Annotated in this window: 18 protein-coding genes; 2 read left to right on the top strand and 16 right to left on the bottom strand. The window is 38.0% G+C overall.

All coding sequences use genetic code 11. The features are described 5' to 3' along the window. Positions 1–6: 6 nt before the first annotated feature. The 10 genes from HMPREF1135_RS06285 to HMPREF1135_RS06330 form a co-directional block, all read right to left on the bottom strand. Positions 7–798, bottom strand: coding sequence for an OAM dimerization domain-containing protein (locus tag HMPREF1135_RS06285; RefSeq protein ID WP_007593268.1), 792 nt, complete (start codon positions 796–798; stop codon positions 7–9). Continuing rightward, positions 791–2,350, bottom strand: coding sequence for a lysine 5,6-aminomutase subunit alpha (locus tag HMPREF1135_RS06290; RefSeq protein WP_007593270.1), 1,560 nt, complete (start codon positions 2,348–2,350; stop codon positions 791–793). The genes HMPREF1135_RS06285 and HMPREF1135_RS06290 overlap by 8 nt, the downstream gene beginning before the upstream one ends. 11 nt (positions 2,351–2,361) lie before the next feature. Further along, positions 2,362–3,618, bottom strand: coding sequence for a lysine 2,3-aminomutase (gene ablA, locus HMPREF1135_RS06295; protein ID WP_007593273.1), 1,257 nt, complete (start codon positions 3,616–3,618; stop codon positions 2,362–2,364). Positions 3,619–3,644: 26 nt separating this feature from the next. Beyond that, entirely contained in the window at positions 3,645–4,679 is a 1,035-nt protein-coding gene (locus HMPREF1135_RS06300; RefSeq protein ID WP_007593274.1) for a hypothetical protein, read from the bottom strand. Between the two features lie 10 nt (positions 4,680–4,689). After that, the gene (locus tag HMPREF1135_RS06305; RefSeq protein WP_007593275.1) at positions 4,690–5,508 is read right to left on the bottom strand and encodes a 3-keto-5-aminohexanoate cleavage protein; all 819 of its coding nucleotides are present in this window, start codon (positions 5,506–5,508) and stop codon (positions 4,690–4,692) included. A gap of 10 nt (positions 5,509–5,518) precedes the next feature. Further along, the gene (locus HMPREF1135_RS06310; protein ID WP_007593276.1) at positions 5,519–5,908 is read right to left on the bottom strand and encodes a hotdog fold domain-containing protein; all 390 of its coding nucleotides are present in this window, start codon (positions 5,906–5,908) and stop codon (positions 5,519–5,521) included. Positions 5,909–6,103: 195 nt separating this feature from the next. Then, positions 6,104–7,264: a PucR family transcriptional regulator gene (locus tag HMPREF1135_RS06315; protein ID WP_007593277.1), complete on the bottom strand. Its 1,161-nt coding sequence runs from the start codon at positions 7,262–7,264 to the stop codon at positions 6,104–6,106. Positions 7,265–7,276: 12 nt separating this feature from the next. Further along, positions 7,277–8,725 carry a MutS-related protein gene (locus HMPREF1135_RS06320; RefSeq protein ID WP_007593278.1) on the bottom strand — a complete coding sequence of 483 codons (1,449 nt, stop codon included), beginning with the start codon at positions 8,723–8,725 and terminating at the stop codon, positions 7,277–7,279. Position 8,726: 1 nt separating this feature from the next. Continuing rightward, a complete protein-coding gene (locus HMPREF1135_RS06325) occupies positions 8,727–9,740 on the bottom strand; it encodes a hypothetical protein (RefSeq protein WP_007593281.1) in 1,014 nt (337 codons plus the stop codon). Next, on the bottom strand, positions 9,740–10,639 hold the full coding sequence (locus HMPREF1135_RS06330; RefSeq protein ID WP_007593283.1) for a DMT family transporter: 900 nt from the start codon (positions 10,637–10,639) through the stop codon (positions 9,740–9,742). Before HMPREF1135_RS06330 ends, HMPREF1135_RS06325 begins: the two co-directional genes overlap by 1 nt. A 238-nt stretch (positions 10,640–10,877) precedes the next feature. On the opposite strand from HMPREF1135_RS06330, the gene HMPREF1135_RS06335 reads away from it, so the two are divergent. Together HMPREF1135_RS06335 and HMPREF1135_RS06340 are read left to right on the top strand one after the other, a co-directional pair. Further along, positions 10,878–12,134: a hypothetical protein gene (locus HMPREF1135_RS06335; RefSeq protein ID WP_007593284.1), complete on the top strand. Its 1,257-nt coding sequence runs from the start codon at positions 10,878–10,880 to the stop codon at positions 12,132–12,134. Between the two features lie 114 nt (positions 12,135–12,248). Further along, a complete protein-coding gene (locus tag HMPREF1135_RS06340) occupies positions 12,249–12,794 on the top strand; it encodes a TetR/AcrR family transcriptional regulator (protein WP_007593285.1) in 546 nt (181 codons plus the stop codon). Positions 12,795–12,831: 37 nt separating this feature from the next. On the opposite strand, the gene hydF is transcribed toward HMPREF1135_RS06340, so the two are convergent. The 6 genes from hydF to HMPREF1135_RS06370 form a co-directional block, all read right to left on the bottom strand. Beyond that, a complete protein-coding gene (gene hydF, locus HMPREF1135_RS06345) occupies positions 12,832–14,022 on the bottom strand; it encodes a [FeFe] hydrogenase H-cluster maturation GTPase HydF (RefSeq protein ID WP_007593286.1) in 1,191 nt (396 codons plus the stop codon). A 1-nt stretch (position 14,023) separates the two neighbouring features. Beyond that, entirely contained in the window at positions 14,024–15,472 is a 1,449-nt protein-coding gene (hydG, locus tag HMPREF1135_RS06350; protein WP_007593287.1) for a [FeFe] hydrogenase H-cluster radical SAM maturase HydG, read from the bottom strand. Then, complete coding sequence (hydE, locus tag HMPREF1135_RS06355) at positions 15,454–16,578, bottom strand: [FeFe] hydrogenase H-cluster radical SAM maturase HydE (RefSeq protein ID WP_084761721.1); 1,125 nt, start codon at positions 16,576–16,578, stop codon at positions 15,454–15,456. The genes hydG and hydE overlap by 19 nt, the downstream gene beginning before the upstream one ends. Further along, positions 16,571–16,831 carry a TM1266 family iron-only hydrogenase system putative regulator gene (locus HMPREF1135_RS06360; protein ID WP_007593290.1) on the bottom strand — a complete coding sequence of 87 codons (261 nt, stop codon included), beginning with the start codon at positions 16,829–16,831 and terminating at the stop codon, positions 16,571–16,573. The genes hydE and HMPREF1135_RS06360 overlap by 8 nt, the downstream gene beginning before the upstream one ends. Before the next feature lie 255 nt (positions 16,832–17,086). Beyond that, entirely contained in the window at positions 17,087–18,340 is a 1,254-nt protein-coding gene (locus HMPREF1135_RS06365) for a PepSY domain-containing protein (RefSeq protein ID WP_007593298.1), read from the bottom strand. Then, the gene (locus tag HMPREF1135_RS06370) at positions 18,340–18,912 is read right to left on the bottom strand and encodes an RNA polymerase sigma factor (protein WP_007593301.1); all 573 of its coding nucleotides are present in this window, start codon (positions 18,910–18,912) and stop codon (positions 18,340–18,342) included. The genes HMPREF1135_RS06365 and HMPREF1135_RS06370 overlap by 1 nt, the downstream gene beginning before the upstream one ends. Positions 18,913–18,980 lie beyond the last annotated feature (68 nt).

Genomic DNA, 18,980 nt, shown 5'->3' on the forward strand with positions numbered 1-18,980 from the left:
TCTCCTTTACTTACCTAAGCCTCTTCTTAACATCTCAGTAACCGCAAATGTAGCTACATCGTCTGCAAACTTACCTGTTCCGAATCCTGCATCATAGCCGAGCTCTTTAGCCAGCTCATGTGTGATTCTTGCACCTCCGCAGATAAGTACATATTTATCTCTAAGCTCTTCGGCTTCCAAAAGCTCCACAAGATTTGTAAGATTCTTTATATGAATATCTTTTTGTGTAACCGTCTGTGAAACCAGAAGTACATCTGCCTTTAACTCTCTTGCCTTCTCTATGAACTCCTCGTTTGTAACCTGTGAACCGAGGTTATAAGCTTCGATCATCTCATATCTTTCAAGTCCGTAATGTCCGGCAAATCCTTTTCTGTTCATTATAGCATCTATACCTACAGTATGAGCATCGGTACCGGTAGAAGCTCCTACCACTACTATTTTTCTGTGGAAGTTTTCTTTGATGAATTCATTAACTTCCTCCATGCTCATAGTCTCCTCTTCGACAGTTTGTACATGAATATTTGTATAATCGACACTATGTACCAGACTACCATAAACCACGTAAAATGTAAACTCAACATCAAGTGACATTCTGTGTGCGATATTCACATCTGAAAGTCCCATCTTCTTTGCAAGTATTCTTGCAGCTTCTTCACCTCTCTCATCGTTCTTGACAGGAAGTGTGAAACTGATCTGAACCTTGCCGTCATTCATGGTATCTCCATAGGCTTTAAGCTTTGTAAGGTCCAGAGTCTTATCAAACTCAACCTTATTAAGATTATATAAACCGCTACTCATCTTTCACCTCCTTTTTCATAAGAGGAATAAATGGGTTGAAGTATACATTATCTTTAACAACTACTCCGTCTAATCCCTTACCTCCGTTAAAAGGTCTCTTTATATCCGCAAAAGTTCCCTTTTCAAGTGTAGCAAACAGTCCGTTTGTTTCTATCTCTGAGAGCAGTGTTGCCGCCTTATTTAAAACTTCATTTGCTCTGTTTCTTATAATACCGTCCTCTTTAAACTCTATCTCATCTCCAAAGTCCTTCATTGTTCTGAAGATATACTGTGCATTCTCTATTGCAAGTGCTCTGTCGGACATAAACGGTGTATGTATAGCCTCTGTCATCATTCCCAGAAGATGTATCTTTTGACTTGTAAGTATGGTTACCATATTAAAGAGTGCATCCTGTACATGACCACGGAAAATATTTCCTGTCATAAACTTTGTAGGAGGCATGTACTTAAGAGGTGCCTTCGGGAAGATTTCTCTTGCCATCTGTGCCTGTGCCAGCTCAAATAAAAATCCGTTTTCAGCATCAGGTGATATCTCAAAAGCATGTCCAAGTCCCTGCTGTGCAGGCGGAAGACCTGCTTCTATAGCAAACTGCTCATTTAAAAACTGTGATGCAAGTACTGTATGTGCTTCTTCTATAGCATCTGCCGTAGTAAGGTAGTTGTCCTCACCGGTATTTATAATAACTCCTGCAAATCCGTTTATAACTCTTGAAAAATACTGGTCAACCAGAGTTCTTTGCATATTTATATCTCTGAAAAGAATTCCGTAGAGTGCGTCATTGAGCATTACATCAAGTCTTTCCATCGCACCCATTGCGGCTATCTCAGGCATACAAAGTCCTGAACAGTAGTTGCAAAGTCTGATATATCTGTTTTCTTTCTCTCCAACCTCATCCAAAGCTTTTCTCATCAGTCTGAAGTTTTCCTGTGTCGCATATGTTCCACCGAATCCTTCGGTAGTGGCACCGTATGGAACATAGTCAAGAAGGCTCTGTCCTGTAGTTCTTATAACGGCGATTATGTCTGCACCCTGCTTTGCCGCAGCCACGGCCTGTGTTATATCCTCATATATATTTCCTGTCGCAACTATAAGATATATATAAGGTCCTACCTTGTCTCCAAATTTTCCGAGATATTCATTTCTCTTGTCGACATTTTTTTGGATTCTTTCCACCATAGCTTTTGCTACAGGTGCAATTGCTTCTTCTATCTCTTTAGATGAATGAATCTTAAGTTTTGATAAATCTATCTCACCCTTATCAATCCCCTGTGCTATCTCAATAGGCGAAAGTGACAGTTCAAGCATTGCGTTTCCAAGCATAAATGCCGCACCCATCGGAAGAAGTTTATTTTCTACAAGGTGATCAACCACCACATTTGGCAGCGGTACTTCCACGCTGTTTACTCCGTCAATCCCCAAAAGTCTGCATACCGTTCTCTCTACAGCTACTGTAGTATGATCATCAATAAAGGCTTGGACATCCAGTGCAACATTCTTAGCACTGCTTCTGGCTTTAGAGATTAAACTTTTATCAAGTCCAAGTTTACTCATGTGTATATCTCCTATTTCTTATCATGTGATCTTCTGAATCTGGCCAAATCAGCCGGTTCAATTGTCATGGCAAGTCCCTGTTCAAGAGCTGCCACTCCTCCTAAATGCTTTTCTTTCTTTCCCCTGCAAATATCACAATTGCAATTGTTCTTATAATGCTCAGGCTCCGTATATGTTGTGATAACACCTTCATAGTTTCTGAGTATAACCTTTCCGGGGCTCTGTGAAATAACATAATTCGGCATAACAGGTGTCTTTCCGCCACCTCCCGGTGCATCAACTACGAATGTAGGTACACAGTATCCTGAAGTATGACCTCTAAGTCCTTCTATTATCTCGATACCCTTTGATACAGGTGTTCTGAAATGCTCAAGTCCCTGTGAAAGGTCACATTGATAAATGTAGTAAGGTCTTACTCTTATCTTTACAAGCTCATGAACGAGGTCGGTCATTATATGTACGCAGTCATTTACTCCTGCCAAAAGTACTGTCTGGTTTCCAAGAGGAATACCTGCATCAGCAAGTCTTGCACAAGCCTCTGCGGACTCTTTTGTAATTTCGCTCGGATGATTGAAATGTGTATTGAGCCAGATCGGATGATACATCTTTAGCATATTTACAAGCTCAGGTGTAATTCTTTGCGGCATAACAACAGGTGTTCTTGAACCGATTCTTACTATCTCAACATGCTCTATCTTTCTAAGCTCTGAGATAATGTATTCAAGCTTTTCATCGCTGATAAGCAGTGCATCACCGCCTGAGAGCAGTACATCTCTTACCTCAGGATGTCTTCTGATATAGTCAAGACATGCATCCACCTGTGATGTAGGTACACTTGTATCGTTTTGTCCTGCAAATCTTCTTCTTGTACAATGTCTGCAATACATGGAGCACTGGTCTGTTACAAGGAATAAAACTCTGTCGGGATATCTGTGTGTAAGACCGTGTACAGGTGAATCCGTATCCTCATGTAAAGGATCCGCAAGATCCGCTTCAGCTATATGAAGCTCGGATACTGTAGGTATTGCCTGCTTTCTTACAGGGTCGTTCTCATCCTCAAGATCGATAAGTGAAAGATAGTATGGTGTGATAGCCATTCTAAGGTTTTCCAGACATCTCTTTACACCTTCTTCTTCTTTTTCTGTAAGCTTTACATACTTTTTTAAACTCTCTACATTTGTTATTCTGTTTCTAAGCTGCCATTTCCAGTCGTTCCACTCATTATCGGGAACGTCTACGAACAATCCGTTTTCTCTACTGTTTCTCATCTTTATTTCCCCTTACATACTGTAAATTACACGTATTTTTTCTCAAAAACTTCTCTGATTGCCGGATTTTCACGAATTTCCTGCAATGTTATCTTGTCATGTCCCTTTGTATATCCGTTTCCTATGATCATATCAATATCTTTTCCTACACCCTCTGCTCCCAGTGCAGCCTTTGTAAAGCTTGTAGCCATTGAGAAGAAGTATACACATCCGCCGTCACGAACAGGAAGGATCGCGCTCATCTCACAGTTATTTACATTTACGCAGCATATTGAAACATCATATTCTCTTCCGTCATTAAGCTCCAAAGCCTTATCAAGTACTTCTACAGGAAGTGCGGCACTTGCCAGGAATGCTTCATGGCAAAGTCCCATCTTCTTTAACTCTTCCACACCTTCTTTGCTGTAGTCCATAGCAACTACCTTACCTGTAGGTCCTACTCTCTTCATTGCCTCATAGCAAACAAGCATTCCGCTCTTTCCGGCTCCTCCAAGTACCAGTACACTCTGTCCCGACTGTACAAGCTTTGCTGTCTGTGCAGGAGCTCCTGCTACATCCAAAGCTGCAAGTGCAAGCGGCTCAGGAAGATCTTCAGGAAGTTTTGCATATAATGCACTTTCAAATAATACTGCCTGTCCTTCGATATCCACTCTGTCGATTTCAGGATGAATAGCCTTTATCTTATCAATCTTTAAAGGTGTCATTGAAAGTGATACCAAAGATGCAATCTTATCTCCAACCTTGATATCAGTATCAAGCTCTTCACCGATATAGCTTACTGTTCCTATAAACATACCGCCTGAACCGGTTACAGGATTTTGCATTTTTCCTCTTTCATTTACTATATCAAGAATCATCTGTCCGATTTTCTCAACATCTTTATTGCAAGCTTCTTCAATCTGTGTAAATGATGCGGAGTCAATATTTAATGAAATAACATCACAGATAATCTCATTTGAATATCTCTTTGTCATATCATTGTCTATCTTCTTTGCCGCCTGAGTTAAAACTCCCTGTGGTTCAATAACTCTGTGAATACCGTACTTGTTTCCCTTTAACATAAGTCCTCCATTATTTCAAACCCAATATTTCTCTTGCTTCAGCCGGTGTTGCTATCTCTCTGCCAAGCTCCTTTGCAAGTCTTACGACCTTTTCTACAAGTTCACCGTTTGACTTTGCCATAACACCTTTACTTAGATATACATTATCTTCAAATCCCACTCTTGCATTGCCGCCCATAAGTATAGCCATGGTCACCATAGGAAATTCCGCTCTGCCGACTCCCGATGCTGTCCATGTGGAGCCTGCAGGTATACTCTCAACCATAAAGTTTAAATCTCTTGCAGTTCCCGAGATACCGCCGTTTACGCCCATTACAAAATCAAAATGCATAGGTGATTTTATAATTCCTTTTTTATTGAGGCGTATGGCCATATCCACCATTCCCTTGTCAAATACCTCAACTTCAGGTTTGATACCAAGCTCATTCATTCTGTTAGCAAATTCTATAATTGTATTTTCAGTGTTTACAAAGATATCGTCTCCGCCGAAATTACATGTTCCGCAATCAAGTGTTGCCATCTCCGGACGAAGCAAGGTAGGTGCCAGCCTCTCTTCATTGCTCATTCCCACCGCTCCGCCTGTTGAAGGCTGAATGATAACATCAGGTAATTCTTTCTTTATAGCGTCAATACATTCTTTAAATCTTTCCGCGCTCTGTGTAGGAGTGCCGTCATCCTCTCTTACATGAAGATGTATAATAGCTGCTCCCGCATCATAAGCGGACTTTGCTTCTCTTACAATCTCTTCCACAGTATAAGGCACATTCGGGTTTTGTTCCTTTGTAACCTCGGCACCGCATATACATGCCGTAATAATAAGTTTATCCATAATATATTCTCTATTTATTGTTTCTTTGTCTGTCTTTTAATACTACACAGGTTCCGCTTGCTCTGCATACAACTACAGGCTCTTCCAAAACATCACATGCGGAATCATTTATATCTGTTCTCGGTGTAATAACTTTTCTTGCCTCAAATACCATCTTTCTTGATGTATTTCCTACAGAAACTATCTCACCTGTTGCTTCGATGAAATCTCCTGCATGAACAGGTGCCAAAAACTCTACACTGTCATAAGCTTTGAAAAGTCCCTCGTCACCGTCATTGATAATCAAAAGCTCTGTTGCCACATCTCCGAATAAACCAAGCATTCTTGCTCCGTCCACCAATTCACCGCCATAATGTGCATCATGAGCGCTCATACGAAGTCTGATAGTTGATTTAACCATATTTTTCCTCCTCACGTAGATAAGTCTTCTTATCCTTTTTTATGTATGTATATTACAATAAAATTAATATTTTTATTACTGACTAAATGTATATAAAAAAATACAAGTTAGTGGACAAAATGTATATTTGCACAAAAAAAGATATAGACCACATGTATTTTCTTATGTAATCTATATCTTTATCCTCTTAAAATATCAATCAAAATAATCATTAAGTATCAAGGCCATGGACAAATCCAGTCTCTCATAGTAATCATCAAAGTTAAAGCCCGTCAAATCCTTAATACTGTCCATTCGATTTATAAGGGTATGCCTGTGTATAAAAAGTCTTTTGGCGGCTCTTGTTACATTTCCGTTTTCCTCCAGGAAAAATCTTATAGTCTTTATATAATCACTGTCCGACTCTCTGTCTTTATCAAGGAGCAGCCTTAATACCTTATTCTCCTTTGAATAGAGTGTATTTGTTCTGTATATTGAATATAACTTTTTAAGAAACGACATATGATCATACAGGCATGTACCACGTATGGCTCTTACACTGTGCAAGGTTTGAAGCGCCTCCATACAATGCTTCATCGAAATGTCAAGTCCGTTGTCATCTGAAAGCATATCTGCCGCAACAAAAAGATTCAATCCTATCTTATTTGAGAGTCTTATAAGTAATACCTGTATTTCAGCCAACAAATCCTTAAGCTTTGTCATACTCTCAAGACCTATACAAAATGTCATTTGTACTCCCTTTTCAAAATGACAAATATATGTATCACAGCTGAATACCACCAAAGAATTTATATTTTCAAAGGCCTCCTTTATATCAGGTCCTACTTCATTATATACATTTACCGACGAAACCGTCAAAACTGCAATCTCATTTTCATTTCCGATGCCTCGAAGGAGACTTTCTTTAAGTTTCTTTTTCAGCTTCGGGTAAAAATAATTATAGTCCAGATAGCTTTGATTTCCGAGTACCGACTCTCTGTTTATTTCACTTATCAATGTCTTTAAAACTTCCGAAAAGGAAAAACTTGCAGGCAATTCAAGTACCGGAAATTTATATTTTCTGGCAGACTCAAGTATGTAAACAGGTATACTCTCAACATAATATCCTGTCTGTACCATAAGCCCGACCACTCCCTTGGCTTTCAGTCTCTTTATTAAATTAAAATATCTTGTATAGTCGGCCAGATCAAATCCGGTCGTTATAAGAAGTTCACCGCTTCCAACCATATCAACGGAGTCCAAAATTTCCTGAACATTTACCCAGCTGATTATATTTCCCGCACTCTCTCTTCCTGTTATAAGTTCCGTTCCCGGGAAGAAGTTGTTCTCAATGATGTCTCTTACAGTAAGTGGCATAAGCCTGCCTTTCTAATTAATTTCAACTAAAATATCCATAATTTCTTCCTGCAATCCCAAAAGTCTGCAAATCATCAGTGCTTCTTTCGGAGGCTGTGCCTGCTTTTTTACTTTGAAAATACCGTAGTTCATAAACTCCGCTATCGCCGTGATTTTTGCATCATCACTTGATTTTGTAAGAAGTGCTTTGTATATTCTCTCTTCCGAAGCTCCCTGTAAGCCCCTTACCTGATAGTGACTTCCTGAAAGCTCCGCAACATGATCAAAATGTGTTACCAAAAGACTTATTGCTCTTTTTTTATTTAAAAGAGCTACAAGTCCTCTTACTATACTCTCACCTTCCTTAGGATTTGTTCCTCTTGCAAACTCATCCAATATTGCAAATATATATTTACCTTCTATCTCATTCAAAAGATTTTTAAGCTCCACTATCTGTGCGCCGAAGCTTGATAATCCCTTATCTACCGACTGTGACTCTTCGGATATTATAACTATTTCATCAAATAAAGGAATACTTGCAACATTTGCATATGCAAAGAATCCACATAATGCAAGATATGTATTAAGCGCTACCGTCTTTAATGTAACACTCTTTCCGCCCATATTTGCACCTGTAAGTACTGTTGTTCCTATTGTCATATCTATGCTTACCGGTGTGAATTTCAGTCCCTTTTCTTCAAGTATATCACATATATAAGGATTTATCGTATCTTCCAGTATAAGTATATCCTCCGTAATCTTCGGAAGACAGGAGGGATAGAGTTTTGCCGCTCTGTATTTTTCCAAAAGTAAATCAAATCTTCCGATTACATCTATATTCTTTATTACATTGTCAAAATACGGCCTTAAGTTTGCAGAAAGAACTTCTCTTATCTTTCTTTCTTCTCTTTCTTCCTCCACAGTTGCGGCAAGTCTTTTTTCCTTAAGTTCTTCGAAAGCTTTATCGCTCTCCTGCATTTTAATTTCTATATCACGTTTTTTTCTTCTGATTGCTTTCAGTTCATCCGAATAGTCGTCATAGATTGCAAATGTAGGTATTCTTCTTTTATCGGGATCAAGTATATCCACCGCCTCACTTACAGACTCTATATTAAAACCTGTTAATCCTATTTCTTTTGATACTCTTTCGATAAGAGGTTTAAGTTTTTCCATATGCATCAAAAGTGTTTTTATCTCAAAGAGCTCTATATCAGACAATGTATTATCTCTGCCGAATTTAACGGAGCCCCTCACATCTTTTATTTGCATAAAAATTCTTCTTATGGCATTAACATCTGATTTGACGGTATCATATTTTTGATACAGTTTATTCAGATTTTCAAGTTCTTCATTCAGTAAATCCTCTTCACCCCTTCCAAACGGAGTTATGTTTTTTATAAGCTCCGCTCCGAAAGGAGTGGCAGGCAACATCTTGCTTTTTATATATTCAAAGCCGATATTTTCTCTTTGCCAAAATTCCATGCTACCCCCTATGCTTGCTTTCAATATTTATAACCGGTAAATCTGTACACTTTTGCATATATTCCAGAAATTTTTCACTGTCATAGTGATGTCCGTAGGCTGAAAAAGGATTTATTGTAATCGCCACTATATTTATTGCCTCAATACATGAAAATATCAAACCTCTTTGTCTGAGTTTTTCAAAATTTTCATATTTTATCAAAATTCTTGAACCGTCAAAAAATACAAGTCGTTTTCCCTCAAGTTTGGCATTTGATAGCAGCAAAGAATTGATCATGGCATCGCTTAGAGCACCGTTTACAAATATACTCTCTATATCACTTTCCTTTGCCCAGACTTCTCTTAATTCAATCTTTTTATCAGTCTTTTTTATAGTATTTCCTTCTATTATATAGTACTTCTCACTGTAATTTTCTCTGTTAAAATCTTCAGGCAGCTTGAGTTTATATTCCGGCAGTGAAAAAAGCATTGCAGTATATGCGGTATCTCTTACAGTTTTTTCCATATCCGCACTGTATGAAGCACCGCTTGAAAGTATTGCCACATTACTTACCTTTCCTGTCGCAATACTCTTTCTCTCAAGTGCTCCGTCAATTAAAATCTTTCCCGAACTATATTCTTTGAATTTATTACAAATCGTTGCCATCTGTGTTGCAATGGACGGACCGGCTATTTGTACAAAGCCGTCGCTCATCGCTCTAATTATTATTATCTCACCGAGAGGAGTATATATTCCCGTACTTTCCACTATCTCTTTTGTTATATCACAATATTTTATCAAATCTCTTGCTGTTGCAATATAATCATCCTTATAAACATATATCTCAGGCTTTTTGGTATTGGTCACAAGATCAAGTTCTTCACCGTCTCTTCCTATGGATGTAAGCATAATACTTTCATTATTATTATGAAGTTTTTTTATTACCTCATTTAATACTGTGGTCTTTCCTGCATTCTTACACATTCCGATGAAAGAGACTCTTTCTTCATCCTTTATCAAATCATAGATATCCATTATTCTCTACCCTTTATAGGAAGCTGTGCCAAGATTATGGCGGAAAACATAAGTATTGCTCCAAGCATCTCACGACTTCCCAACATTTCCCCCAATATTATCCATGCGAATATCGCACTGAAAACACTCTCCAAACTCATCAAAAGACTTGCAATACTTGGTCTTACATATTGCTGCCCTACATTTTGCAATGTATATCCACATGCTCCGCTGAAAATTCCTACAAATAAAAGTGACGGCATTGCCTTAAGTATCATATCTGCAGACGGCTTTTCAACAGCAATCATCACAATACTTGAAAAAATTGCCACCACCAAAAATTGAAATATAGACAAATCCAAAACGTCCACTTTTTTTACGAAATGAGCCACCGTTATTATCTGAAGGGCAAATAAAAATGCGCAAAATAAAAGAATTGCGTCTCCGTACTCTAAATTGAATCCGTCGTGTATACATAGTAAAAACAGTCCTGCAACACTTAGTACAACACTTATCCAAAGTCTAATTCCTTCTTTCATCTTAAAGAATATAATGGAAATAATCGGAACAAAAATCACGTACAATGCGGTGATAAATCCGGCTTTTGACGCATTGGATTCTTTTATACCTATCTGCTGCATAGCACTTGCAATAAAAAGAAAAAATCCTGAGCACATTGAAGCTATAATCAATGTCTTTTTATAATACTTATTTATTATATGTTTGTTTGAACTTTTTTTACTCTTAAAAAAACATACTACAGGAATCATCGCAATAAAAGATATCCAGCTTCTTATTGCCAAGAATGTATAAGCATTTACATATCTTGCCCCTATACTCTGTGCTGAAAAGGCCGATCCCCATATCAAAGCCGCTAGCAACAGCATAAGTACTCCAAGAGCATTTTTATTTTTTGACATATTGACCCCCTGTTGTTAAAATAGTAATTTTGCACTACTTATCTTATTATATCCCAATCCGATTATAAAAAAAAGATAAGATTATAACCAAAAAATGTAAAGATTACTTAATATTTGAATTTTTTACGCAGTTTATACATAATATCACGCAATTTATACTTTTTTACAATATCCTTTCAAGAATATTGTATGATACCAATATGTTAAAGAAGTTCAAAGGAACAGGAGATATAGGAATATGAAATTAAATTTAAACAAGAAAGCAGTCGCACTTGCACTTTCATTAGCATTAGCAACAGGGTTTACAGCAACCGCATTCCCTACATTAAATGTTATCGCCGGAGGTTTTACATCAAATCCTGCCGTAGCACAGGGACATGCAATTCCAAACACAGATGTTGTAAATATTTCAGGAAACACTGTAACTGTAGCCCTTGAGGGAACAGGAATCAGTGATGCTGTAAAAGCTGCAACTTATGTTACTATAACTAATAATGCAGGATCTGCAATCGTTACCGCACCTACACTTACATGGACAGGCAGCACAGGCGCTTGGACAGGATTCAGCTTGCAGCTCCATGCAAACTGGCAGACACTTTTCCATAACTCTGAGCAGATGGGTGTTAAAGTATCTTCAACTGTAGGTACTTCAACATTTAATGCTACAGCAAACAAAATCGTAAATAATGATACACAGATCAGAATTGAGATTCCTGCAGCAGGTGCTACTACACTTTCTGCAAAGGTTACAAGAGGCTCATTATACTCTAACACAGTTGCTCAGAGCTTAAGCGACTATACATATGAGTACACTGTTGCTCCAAGGGTTTCAGGTTCTATAACAGCTGCCGCTGCAAATGCTATATTCAATGCAAGCTCAAATATAGTATCTCTTTCAAATGCAACTGCTACTCCTGACGCTTCAGGTAACTTTACTCTTACTCTTCCTGCAGGAAAGAGCGTTCAAAACCTTGGTTCAAATGATGCAATCTTTGTAAGAAGAAAAGCAAAGAACTCAAATGCACAGTATATCTTCATAATAGACAGTGTTACAACAACTACAACTACACCTACTGCACCTGCTGTTGCTACTCCTTCAGTACCGAGAGCAACATCTTCTACAGCTACAATAAAGCCTGCAACACCATCTAATCCTATTGTTGCTACAGGTTCAAACTCAAAAAGAAGCTCAGGCGGTTCAAGTTCAGGCGGCGGTTCAGGCAGACGTTCTTATTCAAGCAACAATTACACTGCTACAACTCCAAGCCAGACACCTGCAGCTCCAAGTGTAACACCTGCAGCTCAAAATACAGCAGGCGATGCATCAAAAGTACCTTCACCTACAGGTCCTTCGGCAAGAAAAAACACAAGAGGCAAACTTAATGTTCCTAAGACTGCCGATGTTTCAGACATGACAGGAAGCGTAATGATGCTCTTAGGCTCATTGGTAGCTATGGGAATGATTGCCGGAGTTACAAAGAAAAAAGAAGACTAATAAATATTTATACATCCCTCTTTAAAGGCAATATATATCTAAAATAAAGGATATATATTGCCTTTTATTTTTTCTGATATTATAATTCATTTGTATTTTGTTATGGAGAAATATATGAGACGAAAAAATACTACACATGAAATGATGATGGGCTATATGGCTACAGCACTGTTGGAACTTATGCTTGAGAAAGATTATACTAAAATTTCAATCGGTGAGATTGCCAAAAAGGCCGGTGTGGACAGATCATCTTATTACAGACATTTTAAATCCAAGGAAGATATTATATCATTCTTTTTTTATATGGTTTTAAAAGAATCGCTTGACGGATACACAAACCTTTCAAGCATTGATTTTACACTGTATATACATTCAATATATACCGCTTTTTTTAATTACAAAAATGAAATTTTGCTTATTCATTATGCAAATCTCTCATTCCTGCTTTTGGATGTGCTTTCAAAGAGATTTCAATTCAGTGAGCTTGCCACTCAGTTCCCGCTCACCAAGCAATATGAGCTTTCTTATATAATAGGCGGAATTTACAACAATCTTATATTCTGGATGAGCAGAGATATGAAGGAAACTCCCGATGAACTCACGGAGATTGCTCTGCGATTCAGAAATGAAGACTCACTTTCTTTACTGAGCCTTAGATAAAAAACGGATGAGCTGTTAACTCATCCGTTTTTATTATCTAAAATTTTCCTTCAAGAGGTTTCATCGCTCTTTCAAGTATACCGTTCATATAAGCTATTGATATACCGTAATTTGTCATAGGTATGGTAGCTTCATTTGCATACTTCATCCTTGACTTCATCTGGTTTTCATTTAACATACAGGCACCGCAATGAATTATTATCTTATATACTGAAAGATCTTTTGGGAACTCTCCTCCACTTGAAAGTTCAAACTTCAACGCATCTTCATCCTGCAGGCCGGTAAATTTTCTGACCAGCCTCGGTATCTTTACACTTCCGATATCCTCGCATTGTCTGTGATGTGTACAGCCTTCACTTATAAGTACTTTATCTCCTTTTTTAAGTGTGTCTATAACTCTTGCGGCATTATAAAGATTGTAAAGAGCGCCCTTATAGTTTGCAAATATTATTGAAAATGAGGTAAGAGGTATGTTTTGAGGTATCAATTCATCCACTTCCTTAAACACCTGTGAATCACATACCACCAAGGCAATATCATTAAACTTTTTTAATGTCGCTTCTATCTCATTCACCTGAAGCACAACTGCGATACCATGTCTGTCAAGAATTTCCCTTATTACCTGCTGCTGCGGCAAAATAAGTCTGCCCTTCGGTGCCGATGAATCTATAGGTGTTACAAGCATTATAATATCACCTTCCTTCATCATATCACCGAGTATTGTCTTTTCTTTCTTTTCTTTGCCAAGAACCTCAGACATCATATCTTTTAGCTTATCTATATTGATATTATTTAATGCTGAAACATATATATCAATCTTTTCATCTTTTCTTTCTTCATCTGCTATAGAGTCACATTTATTTCCTACAACAAGACATCTTTTTTCTTTTATCTTTTCTAAAAATTCAAGCTCATCATCACTGAACTCACTACCTGCATCCACCACAAATAGTATGAGATCCGCCCTGTCTATATATTCCAGACTCTTTTCCACTCTTAAATTTCCAAGGCTGCTCTTATCGTCAAGTCCCGGTGTATCCACAAGTACCACCGGTCCGAATGGCAAAAGCTCCATACTCTTTTTTACAGGATCTGTTGTGGTACCGCTGATATCGGATACTATTGCAATGTCCTGTGAGGTTATAGCATTTATCAAGCTTGATTTTCCAACATTACAGCGACCGAAAAGGCAAATAGTCGCTCTCTCTCCCATCGGTGTACTATTCATATCAGAACCTGAAGTCCCTTGCATTTGTAGTTTCAATTTCATTTATATACTGAATCGCTCTTTCCTTCACCTTCGGATTGCTTACCTTTTCAATCTCCGATTTTATCATCTTCATTCCATGCTCTTTTGTCTGATCGGATGCATAATCGGTCATATATTCACTGAGTGTCATAAGAGCATTCGGATGACAGCAGTTTATGATCTGTCCGCTCTTGCAAAGGCTCATAAATCTGTCACCTGTTCTGCCTTCTCTGTAGCAGGCGGTACAAAATGAAGGTATATGTCCCATTCCCATAAGCCAGTCCACCACCTCATCCAAAGTTCTTTGATCTGATACATCAAACTGCTCCGAATCTGTAGGTCTGATTTCCTCAGTATATCCGCCGACTGAAGTTCTTGAAGCACCGCTTATCTGTGATATTCCCACCTTCAAAGCTCTTTCTCTTACTTCCTGACTCTCTCTTGTGGAGATAATCATTCCGGTATAAGGAACCGCTATTCTTATACATGCAATAATTTTTTCAAATATATCATCATCAAGTCCGTTATCAAAAGTATCCGGATCTATATCATCGGCTCTTTTAATTCTCGGTACGCTTATAGTATGAGGTCCTACTCCGAATGTAGCTTCCAAATGTTCCCCATGCATCAAAAGTCCTGCAAACTCATATTTATATGACTCCAGTCCGAAAAGTACTCCAAGTCCTACGTCATCAATTCCGCCCTCCATAGCTCTGTCCATAGCCTCGGTATGATAGATATAGTTATGCTTAGGTCCTGTAGGATGAAGGCTCTCATAGGACTCTTTATTATAGGTCTCCTGGAAAAGTATATATGTTCCGATTCCGGCTTCATGAAGCTTTTTATAATTTTCCACCGTAGTGGCCGCAATATTTACATTTGCTCTTCTTATAGCACCGTTTTTATGCTTTATACTGTAGATAGTCTTTATAGATTCAAGTATATACTCAATAGGGCTGTTTATAGGATCTTCTCCCGATTCTATGGCAAGTCTCTTATGTCCCATATCCTGAAGTGCAATTACCTCATTTTTTATTTCTTCCTGAGTAAGTTTTTTTCTGGCTATATTCTTGTTCTTTGCATGATATGGACAGTATACACATCCGTTTACACAGTAGTTTGAAAGATAGAGGGGTGCAAACATTACTATTCTGTTTCCGTAGAAAGTCTGCTTTATCTCTCCTGCAAGAGCATAAATCTTTTCTATGATTTCCTTGTCCTCACAGGCAAGAAGTACTGATGCCTCTCTGTGAGTAAGCCCTTTGGCTATAATACCTTTCTCCGTTTTTTTCGGTCTTGCTTTTTCAAGATATTCTTCTATCAAAGGAATATTATTTTTATTTTCCTCGGCAAACTTAATTGTCTCCAATATTTCTTCATGGTTTATAAATTCTTCGGCATTTCTTGATTTTACATCGTATTTAAACATTTATAATCTCCTCTTACTTTTGCAACTCCGTAACCTATATTGTTGATTCTGTTGGTAATACATCCGATGCAGTGAGCGGCTTCATCTCCTGTACATACCTTTCCGTCATATAGTTCATATTTTTTTCTTGTTTTTAACGGTGAAAGATTCGGCATCACCACATTTGCACCTGCCAGTATTCCCTTCTCTCTTCCCAGATTGTCCAATGTACTTAAAGAAGTGGTTGCAGGTATTAGCATATTCGGTCTCATTATTCTAAGTATGGCTATCAAAAATAAAGTCATTTGAATACTGCCGCTTTTTTCGTCCTTAAATGCAGTATCATGATGCGGTATAAAAGGTCCTATACCGCACATCTGCGGTCCGAACTCTTCTATAAACTTTAAATCCTTTGCCAATGTGTAAGAACTTTGATACGGTGAACCCACCATAAATCCGCATCCTACCTGAAATCCGATATCTTTTAAAGCTTTCAGACAGTTCATTCTGTGTTCAAACGACATCTGCTTAGGGTGAAGTTTCTCATAATGTTCTTTGTCCGCAGTCTCATGTCTTAAAAGATATCTGTCCGCACCTGCGTCAAACATTTTCTGATAGTCTTCTTTCTCATATTCTCCCAAAGAAAGCGTAACGGCAACGTCCTTATACTTTTCCTTGATTTTCTTTACAATACTACATATATAATCCGGTTCAAATTTTCCGTCTTCACCTCCCTGCATTACAAAGGTTCTATAACCGAGCCTATATCCTTCATCCGCACATTCAAGTATTTCTTCTTCTGTGAGCCTGTAGCGGTCACAGTTTCTGTTTGAATGTCTTATTCCACAATAATAACAGTCGTTTTTGCAAATATTGCTTATCTCTATGAGGCCTCTGAGATAAACATCTTTACCGTAGTTTTCATCGCCTATAATTCTTGCCTTTTTACTGATATAGTCAAATACCTCTTCATTCAAATTTTCTACAAGATATTTGTATTCTTCAAGGTCAAGGCTTCTTTCTTTTTCTAATCTTTCTATCAGAGCAATACTTTTATCGATTTCCAAATATCTGTCATATTCGGTATTTTTAAAGTCCGTCTTATAAAGTGATATATCTTTAGCCATTGGCGTCACCCACATTTGAATAAGCGGTTTTAATACTTACCCCTGGTAATTTTCCGATTTTACCTGACAAACTTGAAATCAGATTATTAGGTGCGTCGAGAGCAACCGACAACACACTTATACCTCTTTTGTGATATGGTATTCCCATTCTTCCGATAATATGATCTCCGTACTCGTGCAATAAATCATTGAGTTCTTTTACAGAATCCCTGTCCTCCACAATTATTGCCATCAATGCTACTCTGTTATCCATATTTCCCCTTTATAAATAATAGATTTTTGTATCAAAAAAACCCAAAGCCTCGGTGGCTTTGGGTACTCAAATAAATGTGCCTTCGCACAATCTTATACATTCACAAACCACCTTCCAAGTCAGATCCGGTATAAAGATCCTGTCTTCCCTGTTAGGAGCATCTGTATACAATGTAAATCCTTTTTAGTTGTTTGTCAATATATATCCTATCGTTACTTTTATAACTATATTTTACTATAACTTTTTAATATATACTTAATCATCAATCTCTGAGCTGCTTGATAATATCGCACCGCTTGTAGCATCGATATCATAGTCATATTCTACATTTCCGACCTTAAACTCAATCTCATAAACTCTTACGCCGTCATCCGTATCAAGCTCCACCTTGGTAAAGCTTGCACCGCTTATGCCCGCATGAGAAAGTGCTATCTGCTTAGCTCTGTCTGCCGAAATACCTGAAGCTGCAGCCTGTGTAGGTGCTGCCGTCTGTGGTTGTGTGGCGGCCTGAGTAGGTGCCGCCGGCTGTGTAGGTACTTCTGTCTGTGCCGCTGTTGTTGCTGCAGGTGCAGGCTGTGTTTCTGCCGGCTGCGCAGGTGCAGGCTGTGTCGCTGCCGGCTGTGCTGTTGTGGCGGCTGCAGTATTGTTCTCTACAGCAGCACTTGTAGCGATTCCTTTTTCTCTTGCATCCTCATCTATATCTTCAATAGCATCTGCAATATTTTCCCAGATACTGTCATCAGAATCATAATCAACTATATCTCTGATATCTATACCCTTTTGTACAACCAGACTTGCAATCTCACTTACTTTCATCTTTGCAAGCTCTTTTGCATCCAGCGAACTGTCTTTAGCGGCAAGATTCAGTACAAATACCGCCTTTCCTATAGATATATTATTTTCTGCGGCAAACTTTTTAGCATCTACAGTACTCTTTACAGTCTGATTTATAACTGTTGCCTGTACCGAATTTGTTGAAAGCGCGATATTTATATCGTTTAACACCTCGGCTTTAACTTTGTTTGCCTTATCTTCATTATCATTTCTTACGGTAACCAAAATACCTGTATTCTCATTTTGGATATAACCCTTTTGAACCATTGAACCTATAAGTGCATTAACTGCAACCTTAAGCTCCGTATTCTTAAGATTCATACCGTCAATTACAGCGGCTCCGTCCTGATTTGTAGACTGAACTTCCAACACCTTGTTCTTTTTGTTTGTTACAATCTCAACTCCCGGATTTACGTCAATATCCACATGTGAATCCGGAACATAATTATTTCCGTAATATGGTACTCCTACAACTCCTACTGCAAACAGCACACAAGCGGCAGCCGCCACTCCTACAAATCCCTTACCGAATATATTAAATTTCTTCTTCATTCCTTTTTCAATCCTTTCTGCGTCGACAGAAACGATATTTTCAGAAATTCTTTTAAACATATCCTCGGGAATCATTCCCGATACAGCAGTGTCGAGCTTCTTCTCAATTTCTTCTCTTTTCATCAAAAGCCCTCCTCTTCCAAGTATTTCTGCATCTTCCTGACAGTCCTGTTGTACTTTGAAAGTACGGTATTTATGGACATATCAAGTAATTCCGCTATTTCACGATTCTTAAGGCCTGCCACCGCATGTAGTAAAAGTATCGTTCTTTCATTTTCGTCCAACTTATTTATAGTTGTTTTAAGAATAATACGCTCACTGAGATCTTCCACAAAGGAAAAATCCTGTTCCGGCAAATCGTTATCATCTTCTAAACTACCCTCTTTTTTTCCGTCACGAATCTTCATAAGTGCAAAATTTCTTGCTATCGTAAAGATCCATGCCATAGGTTTATCATATGAGGTGTAATCTGCTGCCTTTTGATAGATTTTCAAAAAAGTATCCTGCAAAATATCCTCTGCATCATGAGTATTTTTTGTTATTGAAAGGGCAAAGGCATATACACTTTTATGAGTTTTTTCATATAAAGTATGTAAAGCCTCCATACTTCCCTTTGCGATATCTTTTATAAGTTTATCATCCACCGTCGACGAAGCTTTTGATCCCTCCTCCAAGACCGCCACAAAATTAAGCATCTAATAATCATCCTTTCAATATATTAATGCATGAGAATATCATTTTATTGCATGCTGTTACAATTTTT

It is taken from the genome of Lachnoanaerobaculum sp. OBRC5-5 (assembly GCF_000296385.1).
Taxonomy (GTDB): domain Bacteria; phylum Bacillota; class Clostridia; order Lachnospirales; family Lachnospiraceae; genus Lachnoanaerobaculum.